24 protein-coding genes are annotated in these 26,303 nt (G+C 63.8%); 17 read left to right on the top strand and 7 right to left on the bottom strand.

Annotation, left to right across the window (positions count from 1 at the left end; all coding sequences use genetic code 11):
• Nucleotides 1–178: 178 nt before the first annotated feature.
• The 4 genes from MF4836_RS22890 to paaY form a co-directional block, all read right to left on the bottom strand.
• A complete protein-coding gene (locus tag MF4836_RS22890) occupies nucleotides 179–1,669 on the bottom strand; it encodes an aldehyde dehydrogenase family protein (RefSeq protein WP_078472186.1) in 1,491 nt (496 codons plus the stop codon).
• 323 nt (nucleotides 1,670–1,992) lie between these two features.
• Nucleotides 1,993–2,907: a transcriptional regulator FeaR gene (gene feaR / locus MF4836_RS22885; RefSeq protein ID WP_078472185.1), complete on the bottom strand. Its 915-nt coding sequence runs from the start codon at nucleotides 2,905–2,907 to the stop codon at nucleotides 1,993–1,995.
• Between the two features lie 97 nt (nucleotides 2,908–3,004).
• Complete coding sequence (gene paaX / locus MF4836_RS22880; RefSeq protein WP_078472184.1) at nucleotides 3,005–3,928, bottom strand: phenylacetic acid degradation operon negative regulatory protein PaaX; 924 nt, start codon at nucleotides 3,926–3,928, stop codon at nucleotides 3,005–3,007.
• Between the two features lie 63 nt (nucleotides 3,929–3,991).
• A complete protein-coding gene (gene paaY, locus MF4836_RS22875; protein ID WP_078472183.1) occupies nucleotides 3,992–4,585 on the bottom strand; it encodes a phenylacetic acid degradation protein PaaY in 594 nt (197 codons plus the stop codon).
• Nucleotides 4,586–4,954: 369 nt separating this feature from the next.
• On the opposite strand from paaY, the gene paaF reads away from it, so the two are divergent.
• The 16 genes from paaF to nhaB all read left to right on the top strand — a co-directional run bounded on the left by paaF (nucleotide 4,955) and on the right by nhaB (nucleotide 22,441).
• Nucleotides 4,955–5,728: a 2,3-dehydroadipyl-CoA hydratase PaaF gene (paaF, locus tag MF4836_RS22870; RefSeq protein ID WP_078472182.1), complete on the top strand. Its 774-nt coding sequence runs from the start codon at nucleotides 4,955–4,957 to the stop codon at nucleotides 5,726–5,728.
• Nucleotides 5,729–5,777: 49 nt separating this feature from the next.
• Nucleotides 5,778–6,569, top strand: a complete 792-nt coding sequence (gene paaG / locus MF4836_RS22865; RefSeq protein WP_078472284.1) for a 2-(1,2-epoxy-1,2-dihydrophenyl)acetyl-CoA isomerase PaaG — start codon at nucleotides 5,778–5,780, stop codon at nucleotides 6,567–6,569.
• Nucleotides 6,570–6,571: 2 nt separating this feature from the next.
• On the top strand, nucleotides 6,572–8,089 hold the full coding sequence (gene paaH / locus MF4836_RS22860) for a 3-hydroxyacyl-CoA dehydrogenase PaaH (RefSeq protein ID WP_078472181.1): 1,518 nt from the start codon (nucleotides 6,572–6,574) through the stop codon (nucleotides 8,087–8,089).
• Nucleotides 8,082–8,531 (top strand): hydroxyphenylacetyl-CoA thioesterase PaaI, encoded by a 450-nt coding sequence (gene paaI, locus MF4836_RS22855; protein WP_078472180.1) that lies wholly within the window; start codon nucleotides 8,082–8,084, stop codon nucleotides 8,529–8,531. The genes paaH and paaI overlap by 8 nt, the downstream gene beginning before the upstream one ends.
• Nucleotides 8,524–9,729, top strand: a complete 1,206-nt coding sequence (gene pcaF / locus MF4836_RS22850) for a 3-oxoadipyl-CoA thiolase (protein WP_078472179.1) — start codon at nucleotides 8,524–8,526, stop codon at nucleotides 9,727–9,729. Before paaI ends, pcaF begins: the two co-directional genes overlap by 8 nt.
• Before the next feature lie 103 nt (nucleotides 9,730–9,832).
• Nucleotides 9,833–11,152 carry a phenylacetate--CoA ligase PaaK gene (gene paaK / locus MF4836_RS22845; RefSeq protein WP_078472178.1) on the top strand — a complete coding sequence of 440 codons (1,320 nt, stop codon included), beginning with the start codon at nucleotides 9,833–9,835 and terminating at the stop codon, nucleotides 11,150–11,152.
• Between the two features lie 389 nt (nucleotides 11,153–11,541).
• Nucleotides 11,542–12,531: a 1,2-phenylacetyl-CoA epoxidase subunit PaaA gene (gene paaA, locus MF4836_RS22840; RefSeq protein WP_078472177.1), complete on the top strand. Its 990-nt coding sequence runs from the start codon at nucleotides 11,542–11,544 to the stop codon at nucleotides 12,529–12,531.
• 38 nt (nucleotides 12,532–12,569) lie between these two features.
• Nucleotides 12,570–12,851 carry a 1,2-phenylacetyl-CoA epoxidase subunit PaaB gene (gene paaB / locus MF4836_RS22835; protein WP_020298111.1) on the top strand — a complete coding sequence of 94 codons (282 nt, stop codon included), beginning with the start codon at nucleotides 12,570–12,572 and terminating at the stop codon, nucleotides 12,849–12,851.
• 8 nt (nucleotides 12,852–12,859) lie between these two features.
• Complete coding sequence (paaC, locus tag MF4836_RS22830) at nucleotides 12,860–13,621, top strand: 1,2-phenylacetyl-CoA epoxidase subunit PaaC (protein ID WP_078472176.1); 762 nt, start codon at nucleotides 12,860–12,862, stop codon at nucleotides 13,619–13,621.
• Entirely contained in the window at nucleotides 13,608–14,144 is a 537-nt protein-coding gene (gene paaD / locus MF4836_RS22825; protein ID WP_078472175.1) for a 1,2-phenylacetyl-CoA epoxidase subunit PaaD, read from the top strand. The genes paaC and paaD overlap by 14 nt, the downstream gene beginning before the upstream one ends.
• A 33-nt stretch (nucleotides 14,145–14,177) precedes the next feature.
• Nucleotides 14,178–15,254 (top strand): 1,2-phenylacetyl-CoA epoxidase subunit PaaE, encoded by a 1,077-nt coding sequence (gene paaE / locus MF4836_RS22820; RefSeq protein ID WP_078472174.1) that lies wholly within the window; start codon nucleotides 14,178–14,180, stop codon nucleotides 15,252–15,254.
• A gap of 109 nt (nucleotides 15,255–15,363) precedes the next feature.
• Nucleotides 15,364–15,672, top strand: coding sequence for a DUF485 domain-containing protein (locus tag MF4836_RS22815; protein ID WP_043229807.1), 309 nt, complete (start codon nucleotides 15,364–15,366; stop codon nucleotides 15,670–15,672).
• Nucleotides 15,669–17,315, top strand: coding sequence for a cation acetate symporter (locus MF4836_RS22810; RefSeq protein ID WP_020298116.1), 1,647 nt, complete (start codon nucleotides 15,669–15,671; stop codon nucleotides 17,313–17,315). The genes MF4836_RS22815 and MF4836_RS22810 overlap by 4 nt, the downstream gene beginning before the upstream one ends.
• 38 nt (nucleotides 17,316–17,353) lie before the next feature.
• Complete coding sequence (locus MF4836_RS22805) at nucleotides 17,354–18,607, top strand: OprD family porin (protein ID WP_078472173.1); 1,254 nt, start codon at nucleotides 17,354–17,356, stop codon at nucleotides 18,605–18,607.
• A gap of 56 nt (nucleotides 18,608–18,663) precedes the next feature.
• Nucleotides 18,664–20,715, top strand: a complete 2,052-nt coding sequence (gene paaZ, locus MF4836_RS22800) for a phenylacetic acid degradation bifunctional protein PaaZ (RefSeq protein WP_078472172.1) — start codon at nucleotides 18,664–18,666, stop codon at nucleotides 20,713–20,715.
• A gap of 223 nt (nucleotides 20,716–20,938) precedes the next feature.
• Nucleotides 20,939–22,441, top strand: a complete 1,503-nt coding sequence (gene nhaB / locus MF4836_RS22795) for a sodium/proton antiporter NhaB (protein WP_078472171.1) — start codon at nucleotides 20,939–20,941, stop codon at nucleotides 22,439–22,441.
• Nucleotides 22,442–22,498: 57 nt separating this feature from the next.
• On the opposite strand, the gene MF4836_RS22790 is transcribed toward nhaB, so the two are convergent.
• From MF4836_RS22790 to gnd, 3 genes are read right to left on the bottom strand one after another with little or no spacing between them, the layout of a single operon-like run.
• The gene (locus tag MF4836_RS22790) at nucleotides 22,499–23,320 is read right to left on the bottom strand and encodes a Cof-type HAD-IIB family hydrolase (protein ID WP_078472170.1); all 822 of its coding nucleotides are present in this window, start codon (nucleotides 23,318–23,320) and stop codon (nucleotides 22,499–22,501) included.
• Nucleotides 23,317–24,834 carry a glucose-6-phosphate dehydrogenase gene (zwf, locus tag MF4836_RS22785; RefSeq protein ID WP_078472169.1) on the bottom strand — a complete coding sequence of 506 codons (1,518 nt, stop codon included), beginning with the start codon at nucleotides 24,832–24,834 and terminating at the stop codon, nucleotides 23,317–23,319. Before zwf ends, MF4836_RS22790 begins: the two co-directional genes overlap by 4 nt.
• Nucleotides 24,831–25,835 carry a phosphogluconate dehydrogenase (NAD(+)-dependent, decarboxylating) gene (gene gnd / locus MF4836_RS22780; protein WP_338013629.1) on the bottom strand — a complete coding sequence of 335 codons (1,005 nt, stop codon included), beginning with the start codon at nucleotides 25,833–25,835 and terminating at the stop codon, nucleotides 24,831–24,833. The genes zwf and gnd overlap by 4 nt, the downstream gene beginning before the upstream one ends.
• Before the next feature lie 242 nt (nucleotides 25,836–26,077).
• Between gnd and MF4836_RS22775 the strand changes: the two genes are divergently transcribed.
• Nucleotides 26,078–26,263 (top strand): DUF6026 family protein, encoded by a 186-nt coding sequence (locus MF4836_RS22775; protein ID WP_043229767.1) that lies wholly within the window; start codon nucleotides 26,078–26,080, stop codon nucleotides 26,261–26,263.
• Nucleotides 26,264–26,303: the final 40 nt, after the last annotated feature.

Raw genomic sequence — 26,303 nt, 5'->3', positions numbered from 1 at the left:
GGGAGCTTGCTCCCGCTAGGCCAGGCTGGCCCTTCAGCGTGGAGCATCCTCAAACATGGGACTGCTACGCAACGGAGCGCCGGCCGGTCCAGCGGGAGCAAGCTCCCTCGCCACACGTACAGTGTTCATCCTCAGATGGACGGCATCAGGCTTAGGGGGCTGGCTGTTGCCTCAAGGATCAATGAGCAATGCACACCGATTTCAACTCGGTATAGGCCTCGATTACCGCACGCCCGAATTCACGGCCCATCCCCGACTGCTTGACCCCGCCGAACGGCATGTTCGGGTCCAGCAGCACGTGGGCATTGACCCACACCGTACCGGCCTGTATCCGTGGCACCAGGTTCATGGCCTTGGTCAGGTCGTTGGTCCACAGGCTGGCCGCCAGGCCGTAAGGGCTGTCGTTGGCCATGGCGATGACGCTGTCTTCGTCGTCGAACGGGATCACCGACAGCACCGGGCCGAACACCTCCTCATGGGCCACGGCCATGCTGTGGTCAACGTCCGCCAGCACCGTTGGCTGCACGAAAAATCCGTCCAGGTTCAGCGCCTCGCCGCCTGCCACCAGGCGCGCGCCCTGCTCCCTTGCCAGCTCGATATGCTTGAGCACGCTCTGTTGCTGCTTGCGCGAGACCAGCGGGTTGATCGCTGCCGAAGGGTCCATGCCGGCGCCGATACTCATCCCGGCCACCGCCGCCGCCAGGCCGTCGACAAACGCCTGATAACGCGAACGCTGCACATAGAAACGCGACGCGGCGGCGCATACCTGCCCCTGGTTCAGCAGGCCACCGAGCAGCGCGCCCTGGATCGCCTTGGGAATGTCGGCGTCGGCCAGCACGATCATCGGGTTCTTGCCCCCCAGTTCCAGGGCGAAACGGGTCATGTTCTGCAACGCCGCCACGCCCACGCCTTTGCCGACTTCGGTGGAGCCGGTGAACGACACCTTGCTGATCAGCGGGTGCGACGCCAGGGCATTGCCCACCGTGCTGCCGCGCCCGGTGACCACGTTGAATACCCCGGCGGGAATCCCGGCCTCGAATGCCAGCTCAGCCAGGCGCAAGGCGGTCAGCGGCGTCTCGCTGGCGGGCTTGATCACCACCGTGCAGCCACAGGCCAGGGCCGGCATCAGCTTCCAGGCGCTGATCATCAACGGGAAATTCCACGGCACAATGCCCGCCACCACGCCCACTGGTTCACGTCGGGCAAAGGCGGTGAAGCGCGTGCCCTCGGGAATCGGGATCGACACATCCAGGGTCTGGCCTTCGATCTTGGTCGCCCAGCCGGACATGTAGCGCATGAACTCCACCGTGGCGCCGACATCCAGCATCCGCGCGATGTTGATCGACTTGCCCTGGCTGAGGGTTTCCAACTGGGCCAGCTCCTCGGCGTGCTGCTCCACCAGCGCAGTGAAGTTCAACAGAATGCGCTCGCGATCAGCCGGGCGCAGACCAGACCAGATGCCGGAGGTGTAGGCCCGGTGAGCCGAGGTCACGGCCTGATCGAGGACCTCCAGCCCGACATCCGCTACCCGGGCAATCTCCTGGCCGGTGGCCGGGTTCAGGACCGGCGTGCTCGGGCCGTCGTCGAGGTGCCAGCGGCCGTCGATAAAACAACCATGCTGGCGCTGTAGAAACGCGGTGACCTGGGGCAGAACTTCAACCTTGCTCATGCAGACTCCTGATAAGGAACGGCCTTGCGGCCCGTGGTGAGAGAGATCGAAGTGTTGCTGCTGGGAAACCAGCGGGGTTTGCTTTGTATGCCAGACGTATTGGTGAGGCTGCCAGGCTGTATCAATAGGAGCCCTGTTGCCACTGTCGAAGGTGGCGCTGGCCGGCATGGGCATCGAGGGTGTTCCCGGCCGATCCGGGTGTTGGCAGCGGCTACAGGATTGCGCTGTAGCCGCTGCCGCCAGGCTGCGCTGGCCGGCATGAACGCCGTAGGTGCTTCAGACAGATCAAGGGGGCTCGTGAACTTCGCCAGCGGCGACGGGGCTCAGGCGTAACGCTTGCGGTATTCGCCGGGGGACACGCCGAACCGCGCCTTGAACGCGGTGGAAAAATGGCTGGAATCGCTGAAGCCCCAGGAATACCCCAGCGCCGACAGCTTCTGTTCCGCCCCGGGCTGACGCAGCGATTCGGCGCAGAAATCCAGGCGCCGGTTCTTGATGTACTGCGCCACCACCAGGCCTTTCTTGGCGAACAGCCGGTACAGCCCACGCACCGAAACCCCCACCTCGCGAGCCAGCCACTCGGGGCACAACTCCTCGCAACGAATATGCTCGTCAATAAAGGCAAAGCTCTTGCACAAGATGCGTTGGTGCGGGTCGACGCTGTCTTCGCTGGCGCTGATGGCCGGTCGCAGCAGGCTGATCATCGCGTCCAGGGTCGCTTCGCTTTCCACCTGATTGAGTTGCGGCTGGCAGGTGGTTTCGAGAATCAGCCGATGGGAGAGCATGGCGATCGGCGAGGTCGCGGGGATCCGCCGCCCGCACTGGACCTGGTTGAAGCGCAAGGCTTGCTCCACCTGTTGATGGGGCAAGATCAGCGACAACTGGCGCGAGTTGTCGCTGTAGGTGAAATCACTGGGGCGTGACGCATCGATCAAGGTGATATCGCCCGCTGAAAGCTTGACCCGGCTATCGCCCTGGGCCATGCCGGCCGTGCCTTCCAACTGGAACACCGCGAAATACTTGTTGCCCTCATTGGCCGCCACCTCGCGCGCAGTGCGGTACAGGCGCGCCTGGCAGGCATCGACGAAACTGAGCTTGAGCGCCCCGCTTCGGAACTCGCGGATAGCCCCCGAAAACGCCGGCCCCAGGGCCTGGGCATCGAAGGCACCGCAGATCTGGTTGATCTGGTTCAGCCACTGATCAAACCCTTCACGCTGTTGTGCGTTGCACGCTCTCATGTCGAACCTCACCAGGCATTATTTTTATTCTGCCCGGCCGTCTGTGGCGACCGGGATGACGGCTGTTCTCCTGAACGCTCCTGCTCCGTGGTTCTGCTTACTTCAACCCGCCAAAACGCCGATAAAAACTTTCCCCGACATCCGGCAGCGGCCCATCGGCATTTTCCAGGGCATGGTTCAGCCACTCCTCGGCCCGGGCATAGATCAGCCGATAGATGTTGCGGCACAACTGACGCGCCGCCCGGCCTTCCCAGTCGCCGGGAAGCAACTCATCCGGCAACTGCGGGTCGCGCAGCAGCAACTTGCGGTATTCATGAATAAGCAGGAGACGAGCCAGGAAACAATCCGCCGGCTGCAGTTGCTCCTGCTCGCGAAGCGCCTGCCAGAGCGGTCGGAACAGCTGGATGAACTCGCTGTAGTGCGCCGCCAGCTCGTCAATGTTCCAGCTCTCGCGCACCTGCAGGCGTAAGGCTTTGGAGGCCATCACATCCTGGGCGGTGGTTTCAAAGACGATGGTGTCTTCCTGCACCCCCAGGTCGAGCAGCGTGGCGTTGATGTCGGCGCGATCACTGCGGGGGCAAGCCAGCACCACCGGCGAGATCGCACCAAATCCTTGCCACTCCAACTCTTCGCGTACCTGCTTGCGCTTGTCCTGATTGAGCTGGGACAGCATCACCAGGCTCCAGGAGCCGTCCCAGACCGGCACGCTGGCGTTGTAGACACGCTTGAAGGCCTTGTCGAAACGGCGGCGACCCGTGCCGGTCAGGCTGTAATAACTGCGGCGCCCGACCTTTTCTGCGGTCAGCCAACCTTCCTTGCTCAAGCGGAAGATCGAGGTGCGGATCAGCCGCTCATTGATGCCGATCGGCTCCAGCAATTGAATCAGGCTGCCCAGCCACACCGTACCGCCGTGGGGTTCGATGGCGTCGCCGTACAGGGTAATGATCAGCGAGCTGGCGCGAATCGGCGTCTGCTCCTGGAAACGAGTAATAAGTTGATTCAAAGGTGCGAGGGACGACATGGGCGTACCGAGAAAAAAGGAATAAATATACCGGGTTTCATAACGCTCGACCCGGCTGCGGCATTATTGCGCGCCTTTGGTTCGAAAGCCGCTGTCGCTGTGACGAGGACGATCGGTTTCGGGCGCGACCAGGGGCTCGCAGACCTGCATGTTCTCCAGACAACGCCGGGTCAGCACCTGATATTCACGGGTTCCGGCCTGCTTCCAGGCCACTTCGTCGTCACTCAGGCGGCGCTTGACGCTGGCCGGCGTGCCCAGCACCAGCGACTGCTCCGGGCATTCGAACCCGGCCCGGACGAAGGCGGCGGCGGACACAAACGAACGCGGCCCGATGCGGGCGTTATCCATCACCACCGCATTCATCCCGACCAGCACATCGGCGCCGATCCGGCAGCCGTGCAACACCGCGCCATGACCAATGTGCCCGTTGCGCTCGACCACCGTGTCGCTGTCGGGAAAGCCATGCATCACACAGGTGTCCTGCAGGTTGGCCCCCTCTTCCAGCACGATCCGGCCGAAATCGCCGCGCAAACTGGCCAGCGGCCCGACATAACAATGAGGACCGATAATCACATCGCCGATCAGCACGGCGGACGGATGCACATAGGCGCTGGGATCGACCACCGGGGTCAGGCCATCGAGGCTGTAGCAGGTCATGAAACACTCCTGATAAGGCGCTGCAGGAAGCACTGCGCAAAGCGATGCCGTAATGGCTGCATTTTGTATCACATCGTTTTAATCGAACAAAGCGATTAAAAGCGTATCGCTTCACGATCAAGACACAAGGCAACCCTGCGCCGAACAACGAACACGCTTTAAAACCAATGAAACAGGGGTTAAAAGAATAAAACACACCCGTTGATCTGTAGCAATTGGCCATCCAATGACAAACAATAAGACACATTAAATCAATTTTTATATTGCATTCGTGTATCGCATTGGCGATATACTCGGCGAAAACCGGCGTCCCAGCCGATCCAATAATGAGCCGGCCCCAGGCCGAGCGTGCACCCGAGGGCATCCGCCATGCCTCAAACCCTTGCCGTCGAATGCTTCGAGCACGGCGTACGCCTGATTACCCTGCAACGCCCCCAGGCCTTGAACGCCCTGACCACCGAGTTGCTGGCGGAACTGGCCAGCGCCCTGGCCGAGGCTGAAGCCGACCCCGATGCCCGGGCGGTAGTCCTGACCGGCAGCGCCAGAGCGTTCGCCGCCGGCGCCGACATCAAGGAAATGGCCGAGCGCGACCTGGTGGGCATCCTCAATGACCCGCGCCAGGCGTCGTGGCACGCCATCACCCGCTTCAGCAAACCACTGATCGCCGCCGTCAACGGTTTCGCCCTGGGCGGTGGCTGCGAACTGGCGATGCACGCCGACATCATTATTGCCGGCGAAGACGCCCGCTTCGGCCAACCGGAAATCAACCTCGGGATCATGCCCGGCGCCGGCGGCACCCAACGCCTGTTGCGCGCTGTCGGCAAGTCTGTGGCCATGCAAATGGTCCTTGGCGGCGAATCAATTGACGCCCGCCACGCCCTGCGCGCCGGCCTGGTGAGCGAAGTCACCCAGCCCGAATTCACCGTCGAGCGCGCCCTGCAACTGGCTACGCTGATTGCTGGCAAAGCCCCGCTGGCAGTGCGCCTGGCCAAGGAGGCGCTGCTCAAGGCCATGGACACCGACCTCGCCACGGGCCTGCGCTTCGAACGCCAGGCCTTCACCCTGTTGGCCGGCACCCGTGACCGCGACGAAGGCATACGCGCCTTCCAGGACAAGCGCCCGGCGCACTTCAGCGGGCAATGACCCGGCCCAGGCCCCTTATTCGAACGACCTCGCAGAGAGCGCCATGACCATGAACTTCGAACACATCCTGTTTTCCATCGAGGCCGGCGTCGCCCTGCTCAGCCTCAACCGCCCCGAGCAACTCAACAGCTTCAACGCGCAGATGCACGGTGAAGTCAAACAGGCGCTGAAGCTGCTGCGCAGTGACCCGCAAGTCCGGGTGCTGCTGCTGACCGGGGAAGGCCGTGGCTTCTGCGCCGGCCAGGACCTCAGCGACCGCAACGTAGCGCCCGGCAGTGCCGTGCCGGACCTCGGCGAATCCATCGAGAAGTTCTACAACCCGCTGATCCGCCAACTGCGCGACCTGCCGCTGCCGGTGATCTGCGCGGTCAACGGTGTCGCAGCGGGGGCCGGGGCCAATATCCCGCTGGCCTGTGACCTGGTCCTTGCGGCGCGCTCGGCGAGCTTTATCCAGGCGTTCTGCAAGATCGGCCTGATTCCCGACTCCGGCGGCACCTGGACCCTGCCACGCCTGGTCGGCATGGCCCGAGCCAAGGCCCTGGCGCTGCTGGGCAATCGCCTGAGCGCCGAACAAGCCGAGCAATGGGGGCTGATCTACCGCTGCGTCGACGATGCCGATCTGCGCGACGAAGCCTTGAAGCTCGCGCGGCACCTGGCGACCCAGCCAACCTACGGCCTGGCCCTGATCAAGCGCAGCCTCAACGCCAGCCTGCACAACAGCTTCGACGAGCAACTGGAGCTGGAAAAAGACCTGCAACGCCTGGCCGGGCGCAGCGAGGATTACCGCGAAGGCGTCAGCGCCTTTATGGAAAAACGCACACCGACCTTCAAGGGCCGCTGACCATGAGCGCATTGACTACAGACGCCCGCATCGCGGTGATCGGCGCCGGCGCCATGGGGGCCGGCATTGCCCAGGTCGCGGCCCAGGCCGGGCATCGGGTGCAGTTGCTCGATAGCCGTCCCGGCGCTGCCGCCCAGGCCATCGCCGGCATCGACCGCCAGCTCGGCAAGCGAGTGCAGAACGGCAAGCTCGAGGCCCAGGCCCATCGCGCCACCCTGGACCGCCTGCAAGTAGCCGAATCCATCGACAGCCTGGCCGACAGCGACCTGATCATCGAAGCCATTGTCGAAAACCTCGAGGTCAAACAGCAGCTGTTTCGTCAGCTTGAAAACCTGTGCCAGCCCAGCTGCATCCTCGCCAGCAACACCTCGTCACTGTCGATCACCAGCATCGCCGCCGGCCTGACACGGCCCGAGCGCCTGTTGGGGCTGCACTTCTTCAATCCGGCGCCGGTAATGGCCCTGGTCGAGGTGATCTCGGGCCTCGCCAGCGACCCTGCCCTGGCCCGCTGCCTGTATCACACGGCGGCCGCCTGGGGGAAAAAACCGGTGCATGCCCGATCCACTCCGGGCTTTATCGTCAACCGCGTGGCCCGGCCGTTTTATGCCGAGAGCCTGCGCCTGCTGCAGGAAGGCGCCGCCGATTGCACCACCCTCGATGCTTTGCTGCGCGAAGGCGGCGGCTTCGCCATGGGCGCCTTCGAGCTCACCGACCTGATCGGCCACGACGTCAACTACGCGGTGACCTGCTCGGTGTTCCACGCCTACTACGGCGACATGCGCTACCAACCGTCGCTGATCCAGAAAGAACTGGTGGACGCCGGCCATTTGGGCCGCAAGAGCGGCCAGGGCTTCTACAGCTATGCCGAAGGCGCCCCACGTCCAGCCCCTTCCCAGCTCGAAAGCCAGGCCAGCATTGACTGCTGCGAAGTCGAGGGCGACCTCGGCATCGCCCGCGAACTGCTGCCGCGCCTGCGCGAGGCCGGCATTCACCTCACCCTTCGCGACGGCAGCGGCCTGCTGCGGGTTGGCGACGCGGTGCTGGCCCTCAGCGATGGCCGCTCGGCCAGCCAACGCGCCCGTGCCAGCGGCCTGCGCAACCTGATCCTGCTGGACCTGGCGGGCGATTTTTCCAGTGCCGGGCGCATTGCCATCAGTTGCAGCGCCGACACCTCGCCCCAGGCTATGGAGCAAGCCGTGGCGCTGTTGCAGCGCGCCGGGCTCAAAGTCAGCCAAGTCACTGACAGCCCGGCACTGGTGGTGCTGCGCAGCGTGGCGATGCTCGCCAACGAAGCCGCCGACGCCCTCCTGCACGGAGTGGCCAGCGCGGCCGACATCGACCTGGCGATGCGCGCCGGCGTCAACTATCCCCAGGGCCCGCTGGCCTGGGCCGACCGCATCGGCCTGGCGGCGCTGCTGCACGTCCTGGAAAACCTGCAAGCCGCCTATGGCGAAGAACGTTACCGGCCGTCCCTGCTGCTGCGGCGCAAGGTAGCCGAAGGGAGCACCTTCCATGACTAACCACCAAGCCATGAACCTGGCCAGCCAATGCGCACAAAGCCTGTTTGAACGTGACCAGGCCAGCCAAGCCATGGGCATGCGCCTGCTGTCAGTGGCGCCGGGGGCCGCCCGACTGGGCATGAGCGTCGGCGCCCATATGCTTCAGGGCCACGGCACCTGCCACGGTGGCTACCTGTTCGCCCTGGCGGATTCGGCCTTCGCCTTTGCCTGTAACAGTTACAACGAGGCCACCGTGGCCATCGGCTGCAGCATCGACTACATCGCCCCGGCACGCCTGGGCGACACCCTCACCGCCGACTGCATCGAACAAAGCCGTAGCGGTCGCACCGGTAACTACGACGTGCGCATTGAAAACCAGCAAGGGCAGTTGATTGCCCTGTTCCATGGCAAATCCTACAAAGTGCGCGGCCCGGTGCTGGCGCAGGAGACCCCCAATGAATGACGCCCTGATCATCGATGCAGTCCGCACCCCCATCGGCCGCTATGCCGGCGCCCTGAGCAGCGTGCGCGCCGACGACCTTGGCGCGATACCCCTGCGCGAACTGCTGCGCCGCCACCCGCAAGTGGACTGGAGCACGGTCGACGATGTGCTCTACGGCTGCGCCAACCAGGCCGGCGAAGACAACCGTAACGTGGCGCGCATGTCGGCCCTGCTGGCCGGGCTGCCGGTCAGCGCACCCGGGACCACCCTCAACCGCCTGTGCGGCTCCGGCCTGGACGCCATTGGCAGCGCGGCGCGGGCGATTCGCTGCGGCGAGGCTTCGCTGATGCTGGTGGGTGGCGTCGAGTCGATGTCTCGTGCACCCCTGGTGATGGGCAAGGCCGAGACCGCGTTTTCTCGCCAGGCGCAGCTTTTCGATACCACCATCGGCTGGCGTTTCGTCAACCCGTTGATGGAGCAGCAATATGGCATCGACTCGATGCCGGAGACCGCCGAAAACGTCGCTGCGCAGTTCAATATCTCCCGCGCCGACCAGGACGCCTTCGCCCTGCGCAGCCAGCAACGCGCCTCTGCCGCCCAGGCCAGCGGGCGCCTGGCCCGTGAAATAGTCGCGGTGCAGATCCCTCAGCGCAAAGGTCCGGCCATCGTTGTCGAACACGACGAGCACCCACGGGGCGACACCACCCTCGAACAGCTGCAAAAGCTCGGCACGCCATTCCGCAAGGACGGCACCGTCACCGCCGGCAACGCCTCCGGGGTCAATGACGGCGCCTGTGCGCTGCTGCTGGCCAATGCCGCCACCGCCCAGCGTTACGGGCTCAAGGCCCGGGGTCGGGTGGTGGCCATGGCCACGGCCGGAGTCGAGCCGCGAATCATGGGCATCGGCCCGGTGCCGGCGACGCGCAAGGTCCTGGAACTGGCCAACCTCAGCCTGGCAGACATGGACGTGATCGAACTCAACGAAGCCTTCGCTGCCCAGGGTCTGGCCGTGCTGCGCGAACTGGGGCTGGGGGATGACGATCCACGGGTCAACCCCAATGGCGGCGCCATCGCCCTGGGCCACCCCCTGGGCATGAGCGGCGCGCGCCTGGTGACCACGGCCCTGCACGAACTGGAACAACGCCAGGGCCGCTACGCCTTGTGCACCATGTGCATCGGCGTCGGCCAGGGCATCGCCCTGATTATCGAAAGGTTCTAGTAGAAACAACGCAAGACCCAGGGTGCCGCCAGGTATCCTTGGCGCATGCACTCAAGACCCGCTTGCCGGCGGGTCGCAACACAAAAACAATTCGAGTGAAGTCATGAACATGCCAATTGCCAAAGCCGTGCTTGACCCCGTGCTGGACCCGCTGGAGACCGCCAGCATCGACCAACTGCGCCAGCATCAGCTTGACCGGCTGCGCTGGAGCCTGAACCACGCCTACAACAACGTACCGCTCTATCGCCAGCGTTTCGACGAACTGGGGGTGCACCCTGACGACGTGCGCAGCCTCGATGACCTGGCAAAATTCCCCTTCACCACCAAGTCCGACCTGCGTGACAACTACCCCTACGGCATGTTCGCTGTACCGATGCAGGACGTGGTGCGACTGCACGCCTCCAGCGGCACCACCGGCAAACCGACAGTGGTCGGGTACACCCAGAACGACATCGACACCTGGGCCAACGTGGTGGCGCGCTCGATCCGCGCCGGTGGCGGGCGGCGTGGCGACAAGGTGCATATCTCCTATGGCTACGGCCTGTTTACCGGTGGCCTGGGGGCGCACTACGGCGCCGAGCGCCTGGGCTGCACCGTGATCCCGATGTCCGGTGGGCAGACCGAAAAACAGGTGCAACTGATCAAGGATTTCCAGCCGGACATCATCATGGTCACGCCCTCCTACATGCTCAACATCGCCGATGAAATCGAGCGCCAGGGCATCGACCCGCAAAAGCTCGCATTGCGCCTGGGCATCTTCGGCGCCGAACCCTGGACCGCCGAACTGCGCAGCGCCATCGAGCAACGACTGGGGATCACTGCCCTGGATATCTATGGCCTTTCGGAAATCATGGGCCCGGGGGTGGCCATGGAGTGCGCCGAGACCAAGGATGGCCCGACCATCTGGGAAGACCACTTCTACCCCGAGATCATCGACCCCATCACCGGCGAGGTACTGCCCGACGGGCAGATGGGTGAGCTGGTCTTCACCTCGTTGAGCAAGGAAGCCTTGCCGATGATCCGTTACCGCACCCGCGACCTGACCCGACTCCTGCCCGGCACCGCCCGCCCCATGCGCCGTATCGACAAGATCACCGGGCGCAGCGATGACATGCTGATCATTCGCGGCGTCAATGTGTTCCCGACCCAGGTCGAGGAACAGGTGCTCAAGGTCCGGCAGCTGTGCGAGAGCTATGAGATCCATCTCTATCGCAACGGCAACCTCGACAGTGTCGACGTACACGTCGAACTCAAGAGCGAACACCAGCACCTGCCTGAAGAGCAGCAGAAAACCATCTGCAGCGAACTGAGCCGGCACATCAAAACCAACATCGGCATCAGTTCCCGTATCGTTTTGCAGCCGGCGTTCTCCATCAAGCGCTCCGAAGGCAAGGCCTGCCATGTGATCGACAACCGCAAATAACCCCCCCTGTCACGCCCCGCATCGCCCGATGCCGGGGCGTCCCTCCGCTTCAAGCCCCTGAAACAGCGTGGTGAACGCCCTCCGTGGCGAGGGAGCTTGCTCCCGCTCGGCTGCGCAGCAGCCGCAATCACCCCGACTCCATCTCCCTGATGCACCGCAACGCCCGGTTTCAGGGCCGCTGCGCGCCCCAGCGGGAGCAAGCTCCCTAGCCACAGAGGCCCGACAGCACTCGCCTGACAGCCTTGAGAAGCAACCCCTGATCTGGAGCCTTCACCCCCTAATGCGATACAAAAAAATATACGACACGTTATTTTGTGTTTGATATTTATTTGTGTATCACATATAAAGTTCTCCATGCCCACGCACACCTTCACGGCGGGAGACACGTCATGTATGCACAGTTGGTAGAAACCGGGGTCAAGAGCATCAAGAGCCTGTCGGAGATGTCCGAACAGGAGCGCGCTTTCCAGGAAAAAATTGATTCGGAAATCAAGATCGAAGCCAAGAACTGGATGCCCGATGCCTATCGCCAGACGCTGATCCGGCAGATTTCCCAACACGCCCACTCGGAAATCGTCGGCATGTTGCCCGAGGGCAACTGGGTGGCTCGCGCGCCGACCCTCAAGCGCAAGCTGCAACTGATGGCCAAGATCCAGGACGAAGCCGGTCACGGCCTGTACCTGTACAGCGCCATGGAGACCCTGGGCGCCGACCGCGACGAGGAGATCGCCAAGCTGCACAGCGGCCGCGCCAAGTACTCGAGCATCTTCAATTACCCAACCCTGAACTGGGCCGACATGGGCGCGGTGGGCTGGCTGGTGGACGGCGCGGCCATCGTCAATCAGGTGGTGTTGCAGCGCACCTCCTACGGCCCCTATTCCCGGGCCATGGTGCGCATCTGCAAGGAAGAGAGCTTCCACCAGCGCCAGGGCTACGAAGTGCTGCTGACCATGATGCGCGAGGGCAACCAGGCGCAGAAAGACATGGTCCAGGACGCCATCAACCGCCTGTGGTGGCCGGCCCTGATGATGTTCGGCCCCAGCGACGAACACTCGCCCAACAGCGCCCAGTCCATGGCCTGGAAAATCAAGCGCCAGAGCAACGACGAGCTGCGCCAGCGCTTTATCGACCAGACCATCCCGCAACTGGAACTGCTGGGCTGCACCTGCCCCGACCCGGACCTTGTGTGGAACGCCGAGCGCGGCCACTACGATTTCGGCGAAATCCAGTGGGACGAATTCTACGAAGTGCTCAAGGGCAATGGCCCGTGCAACCAGGAACGCGTCGCGACCCGGCGCAAGGCCATTGAAGACGGCGCCTGGGTGCGCCAGGCCGCTGTCGCCCACGCCCGCAAGAAAACCAATAAAAACGCCGCCTGATCGCCCGTCGATCAAACGCCTGATGTGGAGTCACCCCGATGTCTGAATGGACCCTCTTCGAAGTTTTCGTGCGCAGCAAGCACGGCCTCAACCACAAACACGTCGGCAGCGTGCATGCCGCCGACAGTGTCATGGCCATCGAGAACGCCCGCGAGCTGTACACCCGCCGCAGCGAGGGCGTGAGCCTGTGGGTGGTGCCATCCAATCTGATCGTCGCCTCGTCCCCGGACGAGAAAGATCCGCTGTTCGACCCGGCCGACGACAAGGTCTATCGCCACGCCAGCTTCTACGAGCTGCCGCCTGAAGTCGGACACATGTGAGGCCGACCATGACCACTCAAACCGATCTGATCCAATACCTGCTGCGCCTCGGTGACAGCGCCCTGATCCAGGGCCAGCGCCTGTGCCAATGGTGCGGTCGCGCGCCAGCGCTGGAAGAAGAGCTGGCGCTGATGAACGTTGGCCTCGACCTGGTGGGCCAGGCCCGCAACTGGCTGGACTACGCCGCCGAGCTGCTGAACGACGGCCGCGACGCCGACCACCTGGCGTTCCGCCGCGATGAGCGCGCCTACCGCAACCTGTTGCTGGTGGAGCAGCCCAACGGCGACTACGCGGTGACCATGCTCAAGCAGTTTTTCTATGACGCCTGGCACCTGGAAGTGCTCCAGGGCCTGAGCCAGTCCAGCGACGAGCGCATCGCCGGGATCGCCGCCAAGGCGGTCAAGGAAGCCACCTATCACCTGCGCCGCTCCGGCGAATGGGTCGAACGGCTGGGCGACGGCACCGAAGAGAGCCATCAGCGCATGCTCGATGCCATCCCCCTGCTATGGCGCTTCACCATCGAGCTGATCAGCGGTGACGACAGCGAAACCCGCCTGCACGCCGCCGGCCTGGTGCCGGATGCCGCGCAGATCGCCAGCGCCTGGCAGGCCCGGGTCGAGCAGGTCTTCACCCGCGCCACCCTGCCCCTGCCTGCGGCGCCGAGCTACTTCTACCTCGATGCCCGTCGCGGCCTGCACAGCGAACACCTGGGCACCCTGCTGGCGGAAATGCAGTTCCTGCCCCGAGCGTATCCCGATGCGACCTGGTGAGCTGATCACCAGCGACCAGGGCGCGCGGGCGGTACAGCCAGGCGACCTGGACGCAGCCTGGGCGACCCTGACCCAGGTCATGGACCCGGAAGTGCCGGTGGTCAGCGTGGTCGACCTCGGGATCGTCCGCGATCTCGATTGGCGCGACGGCCACCTGCACGTGGTAGTGACCCCGACCTACTCCGGCTGCCCGGCCACCGAGGTGATCGAAAGCGACATCCGCGACGCCCTGGAACTCGCCGGTTTCCGCGCTCCGCAGCTGCAACGCAAGTTGACCCCGGCCTGGAGCAGCGACTGGATCACCGACGACGGCCGCGAACGCCTGCGGGCCTATGGCATCGCGCCGCCGCGCCCGGGCAGCACCAGCAAACGCGGCCTGCTGGGAGAGCGCCACGACATCCTCTGCCCGCAATGCGGCAGCGCCCATACCGAGCTGCTCAGCGAGTTCGGCTCGACCGCCTGCAAGGCGCTGTATCGCTGCCGTGACTGCCTGGAACCGTTCGACTACTTCAAGTGCATCTGAGCGGCCGCTTGCCGTGTCAGTGGGAGACCCACAATGAGCAAATTCCACAGCCTGGTGATCAAGGATGTGCGCAGCGAAACCCGTGACGCCGTGTCCATCGCCTTCGAGATTCCGCAGCACCTGCAGGACAGCTTTCATTTCACCCAGGGCCAGCACCTGGTGATGCGCACCCAACTGGACGGTGAAGAAGTGCGCCGCTCCTATTCGATTTGCACGGGGGTCAATGACGGCGAACTGCGCATCGCCATCAAGCGTGTGGCCGGCGGACGTTTCTCGGCCTTTGCCAACGAACAGCTCAAGGCCGGGCACCGCCTGGAAGTGATGCCACCCGCCGGGCATTTTCATGTGGAACTGGACCCGGCGCGGCACGGGCGTTACCTGGCGGTGGCTGCCGGCAGCGGTATCACGCCGATCCTGTCGATCATCAAGAGCACCCTGGAAACCGAACCCCACAGCCAGGTCACCCTGCTCTACGGCAACCGTTCCAGTTCCGGTGCGCTGTTTCGCGAACAGCTCGAGGACCTGAAGAACCGCTACCTGCAGCGCCTGAACCTGATCTTCGTTTTCAGCCGCGAGCAGCAGGATGTCGACCTCTATAACGGCCGGATCAACGCTGAGAAATGCGAGCAGCTGTTTTCCCGCTGGCTCGACGTCAAGGCCCTGGACGCGGCGTTTATCTGCGGCCCCCAGGAAATGACCGAAACCGTGCGCGACAGCCTCAAGGCCAAGGGCATGCCGGCCGAGCGCATTCACTTCGAGCTGTTTGCCGCCGCCGGCAGCCAGCAAAAACGCGAGGTCCGCGAAGCTGCACGCCAGATCGACGCCGCCACCAGCCAGATCACCGTGATCAGCGATGGCCGCGCCCTGGCCTTCGACCTGCCGCGCAACACTTTGAGCATCCTCGACGCCGGCAACATCCAGGGCGCCGAGCTGCCTTATTCGTGCAAGGCCGGGGTCTGCTCCACCTGCAAATGCAAGGTGATCGAAGGCGAGGTGGAAATGGACAGCAACCACGCCCTCGAGGACTACGAAGTGGCGGCCGGCTACGTGCTGTCGTGCCAGTCATTCCCGGTCAGCGCCAAGGTGGTGCTGGACTTCGACCAACTCTGACGCCAGCCGTCACCCCAGCAGCGCCTGCCACCGTGCAGGCGCGATGCCTGACGCCGTGCCCGCAACCTGCTTCACCCAAAACAAAAACAACAACCCAGAGAGCGCCGCCATGACCCCGCAAGAGATACAACAGATCAGTCAGCACCCGGATTTTATCCAGCTGGTACGCCGCAAACAGAACCTCTACTGGTCGCTGAGCCTGGCGATGCTGGTGATCTATTACGGCTTTGTGCTGCTGGTGGCGTTTTCCCCCAGCACCCTGGGCCAATCCCTGAGCGGCGGCGTGACCACGGTCGGCATGCTGGTGGGCGTGGTGATCGTGCTGCTGGCCTTTGCCCTGACCGGTTTCTATGTGTACCGCGCCAACCACGTGATCGACCCGCTGAACGAAAAACTCAAGCAGGAGTGCGCCCAATGAAGCGCCTCCTGACCCTGTTCCTGCTGCCTTGTGCCTTCGCCACCGACGTTGCGCTGGCCGCCGAGGGCAGCGCCCGGCCGTTGAACTGGAACGCCATCGGCATGTTCCTGGTGTTCGTCCTGTTCACCCTCGGCGTCACCCGCTGGGCGGCCCTGCGCACCCGTTCGGCCAGTGATTTCTACACCGCCGGTGGCGGCATGACCGGTTTCCAGAACGGCCTGGCGATTGCCGGCGACATGATCTCCGCCGCGTCCTTCCTCGGCATCTCGGCCATGATGTTCCTCAACGGCTATGACGGCCTGTTGTACGCCCTGGGGGTGCTGGCCGGCTGGCCGATCATCCTGTTCCTGATCGCCGAACGCCTGCGCAACCTGGGCAAATACACCTTTGCCGACGTGGTGTCCTATCGCCTGGAACAAACCCCGGTGCGCCTGACTTCGGCCTTCGGCACCCTGACCGTGGCGCTGATGTACCTGGTGGCGCAGATGGTCGGTGCCGGCAAGCTGATCGAACTGCTGTTTGGCATCAGCTACCTGTACGCGGTGATGCTGGTGGGCGTGCTGATGGTGTTTTACGTGACCTTCGGCGGCATGCTCGCCACCACCTGGGTGCAGATCATCAAGGCGGTGATGCTGCTGTTCGGCACCAGCTTCATGGCCTTTATGGTGCTCAAGCATTTCGGTTTCAGTACCGAGGCGATGTTCGCGGGTGCCAGTGCGGTGCACGCCAAGGGCAGCGCGATCATGGCCCCGGGCGGTCTGCTGTCGAACCCGATCGACGCCATCTCCCTGGGCCTGGGCATGATGTTCGGCACCGCCGGCCTGCCCCATATCCTGATGCGTTTCTTCACCGTCAGTGATGCCAAGGAAGCGCGTAAAAGCGTGTTCTACGCCACCGGTTTCATCGGCTATTTCTACCTGCTGCTGATCATCGTCGGCTTCGGTGCCATCGTCATGGTCGGCACCGACCCGGCATTCCGCGATGCCAACGGCGCGATCATCGGCGGCGGCAACATGATCGCCGTGCACCTGGCCCAGGCCGTGGGCGGCAACCTGTTCCTCGGTTTCATCTCGGCGGTGGCCTTCGCCACCATTCTCGCGGTGGTGGCCGGCCTGGCGCTGTCCGGTGCCTCGGCGGTGTCCCATGACCTGTATGCCTGCGTGATCCGTAAGGGCCAGGCCACCGAGAAGCAGGAAATCCGCGTGTCGCGCATCGCCACCCTGTGCATCGGCGTGCTGGCGATCATCCTTGGCCTGTTGTTCGAGTCGCAGAACATCGCCTTCCTCTCTGGCCTGGTGTTGGCGATTGCCGCCTCGGTCAACTTCCCGGTGCTGTTCCTCTCCATGTATTGGAAAGGCCTGACCACCCGTGGCGCGGTCACCGGCAGCCTGGCCGGCCTGATCTCGGCCATTGTCCTGCTGGTATTGAGCCCGGCGGTCTGGGTCAACGTCCTGCACCACGAGCAGGCGCTGTTCCCCTACTCCAACCCGGCGCTGTTCTCCATGAGCCTGGCGTTCCTCAGCGCGTGGCTGTTCTCGGTGACCGACCGCTCGCCCCGGGCCGAACTGGAGCGCGGGCGCTACCTGGCGCAGTTCATCCGCTCGATGACCGGCATCGGCGCCTCCAGCGCCAGCAACCACTGAACTCACCACGACCGATCGGATGACAGGGAATAACAACAATGAACCCCGCTCACATCGCTTCACCCAAGGCTCTACTGTCGATCATGGCGGCCCTCAGCCTGCCGCTGTTCGCCCCCAGTGCCCTGGCCGACTTCATTGGCGACAGCAAGGCGCGGCTGGAGCTGCGCAACCATTACCTGAACCGTGATTTCCGCCAGGACAACGCCGCGCAGTCCAAGGCCGAGGAATGGGGCCAGGGCTTTACCGCCCGCATCGAGTCCGGTTTTACCGAGGGCACCCTGGGCTTCGGCCTGGATGCCCTGGGCGAGTTGGGACTCAAACTCGACTCCAGCCCCGACCGCCGTGGCACCGGCCTGCTGCCCTATGGCCCCAACAGCCATGAGCCGGCGGACGAGTTCAGCGAACTGGGGCTGACCGGCAAGCTGCGCCTGTCCAAAAGCGTGTTGAAGCTCGGCACCTTGCAGCCATTGCTGCCGGTGGCCACCTACAACGACACCCGACTGCTGGGCTCGACCTTCCAGGGCGGCCTGCTCACCAGCCAGGAAATCAGCGGCCTGACCATCAATACCGGGCGCCTGACCAAGACCAACCTGCGGGATTCCTCCAGCAACGACGACATTGGCTATGGCGCCGCCCGCAGCGACCACTTCGATTTCGCCGGCGGCAGCTATGCCTTCAACCCACAACTGAGCCTGAGCTATTACTACGGCAAGCTCGATCAAATCTATCGCCAGCAATTCCTCGGCCTGGTGCACAGCCAGCCCCTGGGCAACGGCTTCAGCCTGCGCAGCGACCTGCGCTATTTCGACAGTCGCGGCGACGGCGCCGAACGTGCCGGGCGTATCGACAACCGCAACTTCAACAGCATGTTCACCCTGGCCCACGGCGCACACAAAGTCAGCGCCACCTGGCAGCAGCTGTCGGGTGACAGCGCCTTCCCGTTCCTCAACGGCGGCGATCCGTACGTGGTCAACCTGGTGACCTACAACACCTACACCCGCGCCGAAGAAGACTCCTGGCAACTGCGCTACGACTACGACTTCGCCGCCCAGGGCATTCCCGGCCTGACCTTCATGAGCCGCTACACCGATGGCCGCCACGTCAAGGCCGGCGCCGTCGACAACGGCCGCGAGTGGGAACGCGACACCGACATCACCTACGTCATCCAGAGCGGCGTGTTCAAGGACGTGAGCATTCGCTGGCGCAACCTGACGTTCCGCTCCGGCAATGGCTTGAGCACCGCCATCGATGAAAACCGACTGATCCTCGGTTACACCCTGGCGCTTTGGTAACCCCCCTCCGGCGCGGTTCGCCGCGCCGGCCTCATTTTTGAACCGGAGCAATCGTGATGCCTCACGCCCCTACCCTGCAAAGCTTCATCGCCGGCCGCTGGATCGGCCAACACGGTGCCCAGGTGCTGCGCAGCGCCCTTGATGGCCATGAACTGGCACGCACCCATGAAGAACGCCCGGACTTCGCCGAAGCCGTCGAGCATGGTCGCCGCGCGGGCAACGCCGCGCTGATGGCCCTGGATTTCCAGCAACGGGCCCAGCGTCTCAAGGCCCTGGCGCTGTACCTCAGCGAGCGCAAGGAACAGCTGTACGCCCTGTCCCACCACAGCGGCGCCACCCGCGCCGACAGCTGGATCGATATCGAAGGCGGCAACAGCACGCTGTTCACCTATGCCAGCCTCGGCGCCCGCGAACTGCCCTCGGGCAACATCGTGCATGAAGGCCCGGCACTGCAACTGAGCAAGCTCGGGAGCTTTGCCGGCACTCATATCCTGGTGCCCCGTGGTGGCCTGGCGGTGCACATCAATGCCTTCAACTTTCCAATCTGGGGCATGTTGGAAAAATTCGCCCCCTGCTTCCTCGCCGGCATGCCGTGCATCGTCAAGCCGGCCAGCGCCACCAGCTACCTGACCGAGGCCGTGGTGCGCCTGATGGACGAGTCGGGCCTGCTGCCCAGCGGCAGCCTGCAACTGGTGATCGGCAGCACCGGCGACCTGCTGGACCGCCTCGAAGGCCAGGATGTGGTGACTTTCACCGGCTCCGCCGACACCGCGGCCAAGCTGCGGGTCAACCCGAACCTGATTCGCCACTCGGTGCCGTTCAACGCCGAAGCCGACTCGCTGAACTGCGCGATCCTGGCCCCGGACGTGACCCCGGACGATGAAGAATTCGAGCTGTTCATCAAGGAAGTCGCCCGGGAAATGACCACCAAGGCCGGTCAGAAATGCACCGCCATCCGCCGTGCCATCGTCCCGGCCAAGCACATCGACGCCGTGGCCAGCCGTTTGCGCGAGAGCCTGGCCAAGGTGGTGGTCGGTGATCCGTCGGTGGAAGGCGTGCGCATGGGCGCCCTGGCCTCCCACGACCAGCAACGGGATGTGGCCGAGCGCGTGGCAAGCCTGCTGCACAGCAGCGACCTGCTGTTCGGTGCCCGCGACGGCTTCGAACCCCGCGGCGAAAACGTCAGCCAGGGGGCATTCTTCGCCCCAACCCTGCTGCTGGCCCGCGACCCGCATGCGGCGGGTGCCCACGATATCGAAGCCTTCGGCCCGGTCAGCACGCTGATGGCCTATGACGACCTGGACGAAGCCCTGGCCCTGGCGGCTCGCGGCAAAGGCAGCCTGGTGGGCAGCCTGGTGACCCGCGATCCGCAGATTGCCGCCAAGGCGATCCCGGTGGCGGCTGCCTGGCACGGCCGCTTGCTGGTGCTGGACCGCGAGTGCGCCGGCGAATCCACCGGCCATGGCTCACCCTTGCCCCAACTGAAACACGGCGGCCCGGGCCGCGCTGGCGGTGGCGAGGAACTCGGGGGGCTGCGGGCCGTGAAGCATTACCTGCAACGGGCCGCCGTCCAGGGCTCGCCGAGCATGTTGGCGGCGGTTACCGGTGAATACGTGCGGGGGGCCAAGGTGATCGAGACCGAGGTGCATCCGTTCCGCCGCTTCTTCCAGGACCTGCAGATCGGCGAGTCGCTGCTGACCCATCGCCGCACGGTGACCGAGGCCGATCTGGTGAACTTTGGCTGCTTGTCCGGCGACCATTTCTATATGCACTTCGATGAGATCGCCGCCAAGGAATCGCAATTCGGCAAGCGCATCGCCCATGGTTACTTCGTGCTGTCGGCGGCGGCCGGGCTGTTCGTCTCCCCGGCACCGGGCCCGGTACTGGCCAACTACGGCCTGGACACCCTGCGCTTTATCAACCCGGTGGGCATCGGCGACACGATCCAGGCGCGCCTGACCTGCAAACGCAAGATCGACCAGGGCAAACTCAGCCCCCAGGGCATCCCCCAAGGCGTCGTGGCCTGGGACGTGGAAGTGACCAACCAACTGGGCGAACTGGTGGCCAGCTACGACATCCTGACCCTCGTCGTCAAACGCGAAGGGTAAGCCCCCGCGAGCCTGTAATCGCTGCCGAGCTTGGCGAGGCTGCGCTGGCCGGGATGGGCGCTGGAGTACACCCGAAAGGAATGGGTTGTACTTCAGTGTCAGCGTCCGAACGCGGCCCGAGCCTTCGGCAGCGGCTACGGATTGTGACAAAAGATTTCATCGTTCCTTGCTCTTCAATGCGGCTTGCGGCACTTTGCGCGCTTCTCAATAAAAGGAGCCGCCGATGTCCGGTTCAATGGCCCAGGCGTTTGCCCATAACTTTCTCGGTCAATCACCACGCTGGTACAAGGCCAGTATCGTCGCGTTCCTGATTCTCAATCCGTTGCTGTTCTGGCTGGTTAGCCCGGCAGCGGCTGGCTGGCTGCTGGTGCTGGAATTCATCTTCACTCTGGCCATGGCGCTCAAGTGCTACCCGCTGATGCCCGGCGGCCTGTTGCTGGTGCAAGCTCTGCTGCTGGGCATGACCACACCCCAGGCGCTGTATGAAGAGCTGCTGCACAACTTCCCAGTGATCCTGCTGCTGATGTTTATGGTGGCCGGCATCTACTTCATGAAGGAGCTGCTGCTGTTCCTGTTCTCTCGGCTGTTGCTCGGGGTGCGCTCCAAGGTGCTGCTGGGCTTGCTGTTCTGCTTCCTCTCGGCTTTTCTTTCGGCGTTCCTCGACGCTTTGACCGTGACGGCGGTGATTATCAGCGCCGCCGTGGGCTTCTACTCGGTGTATCACCGCGTGGCCTCGGGCAACGACCCACGCCAGGAAGGCGATTTCAGCGACGATCAGCGGCTGCCCAAGTTGCACCACGAGGACCTGGAGCAGTTCCGCGCCTTCCTGCGCAGCCTGCTGATGCACGGCGCGGTCGGCACTGCGCTGGGCGGCGTGTGCACCCTGGTGGGTGAGCCGCAGAACCTGCTGATCGGTCATGAAATGGGCTGGCACTTTGCCGAGTTCCTGCTGAAGATCGCCCCGGTGTCACTGCCGGTGCTGGCTGCCGGACTGCTGACGTGCGTACTCCTGGAGAAACTGCGCTGGTTCGGCTACGGCACCCTGTTGCCGGACAATGTGCGCGCCGTGCTGGCCGATTACGCCGCCGTCGACGATGCCGAGCGTACCCCGCGCCAGCGTGCGGCACTGCTGGTACAGGGCCTGGCAGCCCTGATCCTGATTGCCGGCCTGGCCTTGCATATTGCCGAAGTGGGGCTGATCGGGCTGATGGTGATCGTGCTGATCACCGCCTTCACCGGCATTACCGAAGAGCACCGCATCGGCAATGCGTTCAAGGACGCCATGCCATTCACCGCACTGCTGGTGGTGTTTTTTGCGGTGGTGGCGGTGATTCACGATCAGCAACTGTTCACGCCACTGATCCAGTGGGTGCTGGCCCTGCCGCCGGAGCAACAGCCAGGCATGCTGTTTATCGCCAACGGCCTGCTGTCAGCCATCAGCGATAACGTGTTTGTGGCGACCATTTACATCACCGAGGTGAAGCAGGCCTTCCTCAACGGGCACATGAGCCGTGAACACTTCGAAACCCTGGCCATCGCCATCAACACCGGCACCAACCTGCCCAGCGTCGCTACGCCCAATGGCCAGGCGGCGTTCCTGTTTTTGCTGACCTCGGCGATTGCCCCGCTGGTGCGCCTGTCTTACGGGCGCATGGTGTGGATGGCCCTGCCCTACACCGTGGTGATGGGCCTGCTGGGCTGGTACGCGGTGAGTTACTGGTTGTAGCGATGGGCCGGCACCGGGCTCAAGGGCCTGGCGCCGGAAATCGGCCGGCGCGAGCGATCAGCGCGCCAGGATATAACGCTCGATGGCCTGCGCCGCACCGTCATCGACGTTGCTCGCCGTGACCCGGTCAGCCTGGCGCCTGACCTCCTCCTGCGCCTGGCCCATGGCAATCGACAACCCGGCCTTGTGAAACATCGCCGGATCATTGCCGCCATCGCCCAGTGCCGCCGTGTGCGCCAGGTCTACCCCGAGAAAAGCCGCCAGGGTCACCAGGGCCTGGCCTTTGTTGGCCTCCATCGCCGTGACATCCAGGTACACCGGCTGCGAGCGCGACACCTGGGCCTGACCGTCGACCCGGGCTTGCAATTGCGCCTCCAGCTCCACCAGCAGCGACGCGTTGTTGCTCGCGGCCACAATCTTGTCGATGCGAGGCAAGTACTCCTCGAAACCCTTGACCACCACCGGCGGGTAGCCAAGGCCATGTTGCTCGCGTGGCACCATCGGCCCGTGGGGGTCGCGCAACAACCACTCACCGTCGGCAAACACCCAGACTTCCACCTCGGGCTGCGTCGAAAACAGCTCAATGGTGGTGATCGCCGCGTCTACCGGCAGGTGATGGCGGGCGAGAAAGCGGCCATCGGGATGGACAATGGTGCCGCCATTGAAGGCCGCCGTGGGCAGGTCGACGCCCAGGGTCTTGATCTGGGCCAGCATGGCCCTGGGTGGGCGGCCGGTGGCGAGGCTGAAATAAATCCCCGCCTCACGCAGCGCCCTTACCGCGTCGATGGTGCGCGAACTGAGGCTGTGATCGGGCAGCAACAAGGTGCCGTCCATGTCGCTGAGCAGGAAGCGGATGGGCTGTCGCGTGGCGTCATTCATCCGAGGCTGTGCCATTCGCGGCCATCGCGGGCCAGCAGTTGGGTTCCAGCCTCTGGGCCATCTGCACCGGCCTGGTAGGCCTGCACGCTGGCGTCTTCCTTCCAGGCGTCGAGGAACGGCTGCACCGCACGCCAGCCATTCTCGATATTGTCGGCACGCTGAAACAGGGTCTGGTCGCCGGTCAGGCAATCGTAGATCAGGGTTTCGTACCCGGTGGACGGCTGCATTTCGAAGAAGTCCTTGTAGGCGAACCCCAGCTCGATATTGGCCATGTCCAGGGTCGGCCCGGGCTTTTTCGCCAGCAGGTCGAACCACATGCCCTCATTGGGCTGGATCTGGATCCGCAGGTAGGTCGGTTGCAGTTTGTCGACCTCGGTGTCGCGAAACTGAGCATAGGGCGCCGGCTTGAAGCAGATGACGATCTCGGTGTCGCGCACGCTCATGCGCTTGCCGGTGCGCAGGTAGAACGGCACCCCGACCCAGCGCCAGTTGTCGATCATGACCTTGAGCGCCACATAGGTTTCGGTGTTGCTGTCCGGCGCCACATTGGGCTCCTCGCGATAGCCCGGCAACGCCTTGCCGCCGGCCTCACCGGCCACGTACTGGCCACGGACCGAGTTGGCGCGAGCCTCTTCTATCGTCCAGGGCCGGATAGCGCCGACCACCTTGGCCTTTTCGCCGCGCACGGCATCGGCGCCGAAGGCCGCGGGCGGCTCCATGGCCACCATTGCCAGGAGCTGAAACAGATGGTTGGGCACCATGTCGCGCAAGGCACCGGTGTGTTCATAAAAGCTGCCACGGGTTTCCACACCAACGGTTTCTGCCGCGGTGATCTGCACGTGGTCGATGTAATGGTTGTTCCAGAAAGCTTCGAACAGGCTGTTGGAGAAACGGCTGACCAGAATGTTCTGCACCGTCTCCTTGCCCAGGTAATGGTCGATGCGGTAGATCTGCTTTTCGCTCATGACCTTGAGCAGGCAACCGTTCAGGGCTTCGGCAGATTGCAGGTCGGAGCCGAAGGGTTTCTCGATCACTACCCGGCGAAAGGCCTCGGGGCTCTCCTCCAGCAATCCGGCCGCACCCAGGCGCTGCACCACTTCACTGAAGAAACGCGGCGCGGTGGCCAGGTAGAACACCGCATTGCCGGTGCCGCTGGCAGCGATCTTGGCGGCCAGCGCGCTGTAGGTCGAATCGTCGAGGAAGTCGCCCTGGACGTAGCTGATGCCCTGGGCGAGCTTGGCCCAGCGCTGCGGGTCCAGGGTCGCGCCGTCGCCGACCTTGTTCGCCACTTCGGTGCGCAGGAAGTCTTCCAGCTTCTTGGCGAAGTCCACATCGCTGATAGCGTTGTGATCGACCCCGACAATCCGCAAGCCCTCGTTCAGCAAGCCATCGCGACTGAGGTTGTACAGCGCCGGCATCAACAGGCGCTTGACCAGGTCGCCATGGGCGCCAAACAGAAACAGGGTGGTGGGCGGTGCGGGTTCAGCCTTGGATTTCCTGCGCACAGTGGTCATTTTTTCGAAGTCTCCACGTGGCCGCCGAAGCCGAAGCGCATGGCCGACAACAGTTTATCGCCGTAGGTGCTTTGCTGGCGCGAACGGAACCGGGCGAACAGCGAGTTGGACAGCACCGGTACCGGCACCGACTGCTCCATGGCCGCTTCGATGGTCCAGCGCCCTTCCCCACTGTCCGCGACCGAACCGGAGTAACCGTCGAGCTTGGGATCGGTGGCCAGGGCGTCGGCGGTCAGGTCCAGCAGCCACGAGGACACCACGCTGCCGCGACGCCAGACTTCCGCGATATCGGCGACGTTGAGGTCGAAACGCTGATCTTCAGGCAGGTTTTCCGACGCCTTGGTCTTGAGAATGTCGAAGCCTTCGGCAAAGGCCTGCATCATTCCGTACTCGATGCCGTTGTGGATCATCTTGACGAAATGCCCGGAGCCCGCAGGGCCGGCATGAATGTAGCCACGCTCGGCACGGTCATCTTCGGCAACCCGGTCCTTGGTCCGCGGGATGTCGCCATAACCTGGCGCCAGAGCGGCGAACAGTGGGTCCAGGCGCTTAACCTCGTCGGCATCGCCGCCGATCATCATGCAGTAGCCGCGCTCCAGGCCCCAGACGCCGCCGGAGGTGCCGACATCAATGTAGGTCAGGCCTTTTTGCGCCAGGCTGTGGGCGCGGCGGATGTCGTCCTTGTAGTAGGTGTTGCCGCCATCGATGATCACATCGCCCGCTTCCAGCAGTTGGCTCAAGGTCTCGATGGTGTCTTCGGTGGGTGCGCCGGCCGGCAGCATGACCCATACCGCACGCGGTTTTTCCAGGCCTGCCACCAGGGCCGGCAGATCGGCCACGCCCTTGGCGCCTTCACCGCTCAGGGTGCTGACAAACTCGGCGTTGCGGTCATACACCACGGTTTCATGCCCGTTGAGCATCAGGCGCCGTGCAATGTTGCCGCCCATGCGGCCCAGTCCGATAATCCCCAGTTGCATGTGCTGATGCTCCTTACTACGAATAGATTTGTGTCAAAAGGTTATAGCCCAATGGGGCCAATGAGGGTTAGTCCAGAGCGCCCGGACTTAGTTTCCCATGCAGACAGTGGATAACGACGCAAATCGTCTCGAAGACACAACGACATTGAAAAATAAAAAAGTTCCCTTTGCCGGCAAAAGAAATCAAAATCGGCGCCGATAGTGTTTTGACCCTCGAAACCGAGCGGTACACACACAGTTGAAACACGCCATTTGCGAGGTGAGCAATGGGCACAGTACTACCGGCACGACCTGCACAAACCCTGTATGTCACGATCCGTCGTGATGAATTGCGTCAATTGAAAGCAGAACGCGATCAACTGCAGCAGGAACTCTCGCAACTGCGTCTATTGCTTCAAGGCCAGGGCCAGACCGCCCAGATCACCAGCCTGCACGCACCCTCGCCGAACTGAGTCGCGCCAGCGGACCCAGCATTCAACCTGACGCAGCCCT

Source organism: Pseudomonas sp. MF4836, from assembly GCF_002018875.1.
GTDB lineage: Bacteria > Pseudomonadota > Gammaproteobacteria > Pseudomonadales > Pseudomonadaceae > Aquipseudomonas.
Note: the sequence above shows the minus strand (reverse complement) of the source record. Positions and strands in the feature narration are given on the sequence as shown.